5 protein-coding genes are annotated in these 4,333 nt (G+C 67.0%); all 5 read left to right on the top strand.

From position 1 onward, the window contains the following. Positions 1–444: FliG C-terminal domain-containing protein (locus tag JOY90_RS04260; RefSeq protein ID WP_291689912.1), on the top strand; the 444-nt coding region annotated here is incomplete at its 5' end. Then, complete coding sequence (locus JOY90_RS04255; protein WP_291689911.1) at positions 444–1,070, top strand: FliH/SctL family protein; 627 nt, start codon at positions 444–446, stop codon at positions 1,068–1,070. The genes JOY90_RS04260 and JOY90_RS04255, both read left to right, overlap by 1 nt. Then, on the top strand, positions 1,067–1,417 hold the full coding sequence (gene fliN / locus JOY90_RS04250; protein WP_291689910.1) for a flagellar motor switch protein FliN: 351 nt from the start codon (positions 1,067–1,069) through the stop codon (positions 1,415–1,417). Before JOY90_RS04255 ends, fliN begins: the two co-directional genes overlap by 4 nt. A gap of 103 nt (positions 1,418–1,520) precedes the next feature. Next, the gene (locus tag JOY90_RS04245; RefSeq protein ID WP_291689909.1) at positions 1,521–2,897 is read left to right on the top strand and encodes a sigma-54 dependent transcriptional regulator; all 1,377 of its coding nucleotides are present in this window, start codon (positions 1,521–1,523) and stop codon (positions 2,895–2,897) included. Positions 2,898–3,113: 216 nt separating this feature from the next. Continuing rightward, on the top strand, positions 3,114–4,262 hold the full coding sequence (locus tag JOY90_RS04240) for a M20 family metallopeptidase (protein ID WP_291689908.1): 1,149 nt from the start codon (positions 3,114–3,116) through the stop codon (positions 4,260–4,262). The last annotated feature ends 71 nt before the right edge of the window (positions 4,263–4,333 follow it).

The raw sequence follows: 4,333 nt of genomic DNA, 5'->3' as shown, positions 1-4,333 counted from the left end.
GCGCAGACCCGCCGCCGCGATCCGCACGAGGCGATGGCGGAAATCTTCAACAATTTCGATCGCCAGACCGAAACCCGCTTCATCACCGCGCTGGAAGAGGAGAACCGTGAATCGGCCGAGCGCATCAAGGCGCTGATGTTCACCTTCGACGACCTGATCAAGCTGGATTCCGGCTCGGCGCAGACGCTGATGCGCAACATCGACAAGGACAAGCTCGGGGTCGCGCTGAAGAGCGCCAACGAGGAGGTCAAGGCTTTCTTCCTCGGCAACCTGTCCTCGCGCGCCGGCAAGATGCTGCTCGACGACATGGCCGCGATGGGCCCGGTCCGGCTGCGCGACGTCGACGAGGCGCAGGCGCTCCTGGTCAACCTCGCCAAGGACCTCGCCGCCAAGGGCGAAATCACGCTGACCAAGAACCGCGCCGACGACGAGCTGGTGTACTGATGACCGCGCCCGCGAAATTCCTGTTCGACACCGACTTCTCCGCGCCGAGCAAATCGCGCGAAAAGGCAGCCAGCGCAGCCGAAGTCGCGCAGAAGGTCGCCGCCGCCGAGGCGGCGGCCTACCGCAACGGTTTCGACGCCGGGCAGCGCGAAGCCAAGGCCGAAAGCGACCGCCGCATCGCTCTGGCGCTGGAAGAGATCAAGATCACCATGCAGGGCATCGCCGCGCGGCTGGGCGGCGTCGAGGGCAGGATGGAGACCGAGGCGGTCGACGTCGCGGTCGCGGTCGCCCGCAAGCTGTGCAGCGCGCTGGTCGAGGCCGAGCCGCTCGGCGAGGTGACCGGCCTGGTGCGCGATTGTTTCGCGCAGCTCGTCGCCACGCCGCATCTCGTGGTGCGCATCAACGAGGCTCTCTACGAGCCGGCGCATGAGATGATCGAGCGGCTGGCGAAACAGAGCGGCTTCGCCGGCCGGCTCGTGATCCTCGCCGAGCCCGAGATCGCGACCGGCGACTGCCGGATCGAATGGGCCGATGGCGGCATCGTGCTGGAGCGCGCGGGGATCGAAGCCAAGATCGGCGAGCTTGTCGGGCGCTACATGGCGTCCCGGACCGGGGAGAAATCATGAGCGACACCGATTCACAGGTCCCGCTTCCCGACCTCAATGCCGTCGACGCCTCGACGCCTGGCGACGTTGTCTACAACGACGAGGACAACGCCGCCCGCATCGCCTCCGACCTGGAAGCGGTGTTCGACGTTCCGGTGCAGGTCTCGGCCGTGCTCGGCCGTTCGAAAATGGACGTCGGGCAGTTGCTGAAGCTCGGGCCCGGCACCGTGCTGGAGCTCGACCGGCGGGTCGGCGAGGCCATCGACATTTACGTCAACAACCGCCTGGTGGCGCGCGGCGAGGTCGTACTGGTCGAGGACAAGCTCGGCGTCACCATGACGGAAATCATCAAGGCGGATCGCAGCTAGAGCATGATCCGGAAAAGTGGGCACCGGTTTTCCGAAAAGATCATGCTCAAACAAAACTGATTAACGGCGCGAAAGCACGCGTCCACGGCAACAGGAGAACAACATGCGGCTTCTCATCGTCGGCACCCTCAAGGGGCAGCTCACCGCGGCCACCAAGATCGCCATGGAAAAAGGCGCCTCGGTCACCCACGCGGAGAACAACGATCAGGCGATGGCGGTGCTGCGCGGCGGCAAGGGCGCCGACCTGCTGCTGGTCGATGTCAGCCTCGACATCCGCGATCTCGTGATGCGGCTGGAGGCCGAGCACATCCACGTGCCGATCGTCGCCTGCGGCATCTCCTCCGACGCCCGCGCCGCGGTCGCCGCGATCCATGCCGGCGCCAAGGAATACATCCCGCTGCCGCCGGATCCCGAGCTGATCGCAGCGGTGCTCGGCGCGGTCGCCAACGATTCCCGCGAGCTGATCTATCGCGACGAGGCGATGGCCAAAGTGATCAAACTTGCCCAGCAGGTCGCGGGCTCCGAAGCGTCCGTGATGATCACCGGCGAATCCGGCACCGGCAAGGAGGTGCTGGCGCGCTACCTGCATTCCCGCTCCGCCCGCGCCAGGAAGCCGTTCATCTCGATCAACTGCGCGGCGATCCCGGAGCATCTTCTGGAATCCGAACTGTTCGGCCACGAGAAGGGCGCCTTCACCGGCGCCGTGGCGCGGCGCATCGGCAAATTCGAGGAGGCCTCCGGCGGCACGCTGCTGCTCGACGAAATCTCCGAGATGGACGTCCGTCTGCAATCCAAGCTGCTCCGCGCGATCCAGGAGCGCGTGATCGACCGGGTCGGCAGCACCCGCCCGGTGCCGGTCGACATCCGCATCGTCGCGACCTCGAACCGCAACCTGGCGGAAGCCGTGCGCGCGGGCACCTTCCGCGAGGACCTGCTGTTCCGCCTCAACGTGGTGAACCTGAAGCTGCCGCCGCTTCGCGAGCGGCCGGCCGACGTCCTCGAATTGGCGCAGCACTTCGCCAGGAAATATGCCGAAGCCAACGGCGTGCCGGCGCGGCCGATCTCGGCCGAGGCGCGGCGCGTGCTCGCCACCAACCGCTGGCCGGGCAACGTCCGCGAGCTGGAGAACACCATGCACCGCGCCGTGCTGCTGGCGCAGGGCGACGAGATCGGGCCCGAGGCCATCCTGACACCGGACGGCGACCGCCTCGACATCGCCAAGACCCAGCCGGCCGTCGCGCACGCGACCCAGGCCGCCGAGCAGGTCACCCGCGCGCTGGTCGGCAGAACGGTCGCCGACGTCGAGCGCGACCTGATCCTGGAAACGCTGAAGCACTGCCTCGGCAACCGCACCCACGCCGCCAACATTCTGGGCATCTCCATCCGCACCCTGCGCAACAAGCTGAACGAATATGCCGACGGCGGCGTAGCGGTCCCGCCGCCCAATGCCGGCGAGTATCAGCGCGCAGCGACGGGATAACGCCGCGCCTGCCGAACCCTTCGGCGTAGGCGGGACCGGGCATCCAGCACGCCGCGGCCTCTCTCCTCAAGCACGTCTGTCTCTGGAATGCTGGATCGCCCGATCAAGTCGGGCGATGACACCGAGAACTCCTCATGACCGGCCCGCGTCTGACGACTAGGTCGTGGACGCGCCAGGCCCTATAAGCATCGCACCATTGGTATGTTCGAGGTGACGATGCTGGACGCTCAAATCACGGATTGGCTGGCCTCGCAGCGGCAGGCGATGATCGACCTGTTGCGCGAGGTCGTGAACATCGACTCCGGCTCCTTCGACAAGACCGGCGTCGACGCCGTCGGCGCGCGGTTCGAGCGGCACTTTGCCGAGCACGGCATCCCGAGCTGGCGGGAGCCGAGCGACACCCATGGCGACGCCCTCCATGCGGCCGTGGCAAAGCCCGGCAGCAACGAGAAGCCGATCCTGTTGATGGGACATCGCGATACGGTGTTTCCGAAGGGCGAGGCCGGGCGCCGCCCCTTCACGATCAGGGATGATCGCGCTTATGGTCCCGGCGTCGCGGACATGAAGGCCGGCCTCGTCATGAACGCGTTCGTGGCCGCGGCCTTCCAGCGCTTCGGCGGCAACCCGCACCCGATCAGGGTCCTGATCACGTCGGACGAGGAGATCGGCTCGCCGTCGTCGCGGCCGGTGATCGAGCGCGAGGGACGGGCTGCGCGCTGCGTCTTCAATTCGGAGCCCGGACGGCCCAGCGGCAACGTGGTCACGAGCCGCAAGGGCGGCGTCTTCATGCACTTCGCCATCACCGGCAAGGCCGCGCATTCCGGCGGCAATTTCGCCGCCGGCATCAGTGCGATCGGCGAGCTCGCGCACAAGATCGTGCAGATTCACGCGCTGACCGATCTGGCGAAAGGAATCACCCTGAATGTCGGGCTGGTCTCCGGCGGCCAGTCGGTCAACACGACGGCGCCCAGCGCCGAAGGCCAGATCGACCTGCGCTACGTCGCGGCCGAAGATCGCGAAAAGATGCTGGCCGCGATCGCGAAGATCATCGCCACGTCCTATGTTCCCGGCACCAGCGCCGTGCTGACGATCCGGGGCGAGTTCCTGCCGGTCGTGCAGAGCGAGAGCTCGAAAGCCCTGTTCGAGGACTATCAGGCGGCCGCGAGGCAGGTCGGCCTTGCGACACTTGCAGGTGAATTTGCCGGCGGCTGCGCCGATTCCGGCTTCACCGCCGCGGTCGGCACGCCGACGATCTGCGGCGTCGGGCCCGTCGGCGGCCTCGCGCACACGCCGGAGGAATATCTCGAGCTCGACAGCATCGTGCCGCGCGCGCAGGCCTTGGCGCTGGCGATTTTGCGGGGATAATTATCACACACTCCGTCATGCCCGGACTTGACCCGGGCATCCACGTCTCTCCTCAATCGCGGCCGCGCGTG

It is taken from the genome of Bradyrhizobium sp., assembly GCF_019242285.1.
Classification (GTDB): Bacteria; Pseudomonadota; Alphaproteobacteria; order Rhizobiales; family Xanthobacteraceae; genus Bradyrhizobium.
Note: the sequence above shows the minus strand (reverse complement) of the source record. Positions and strands in the feature narration are given on the sequence as shown.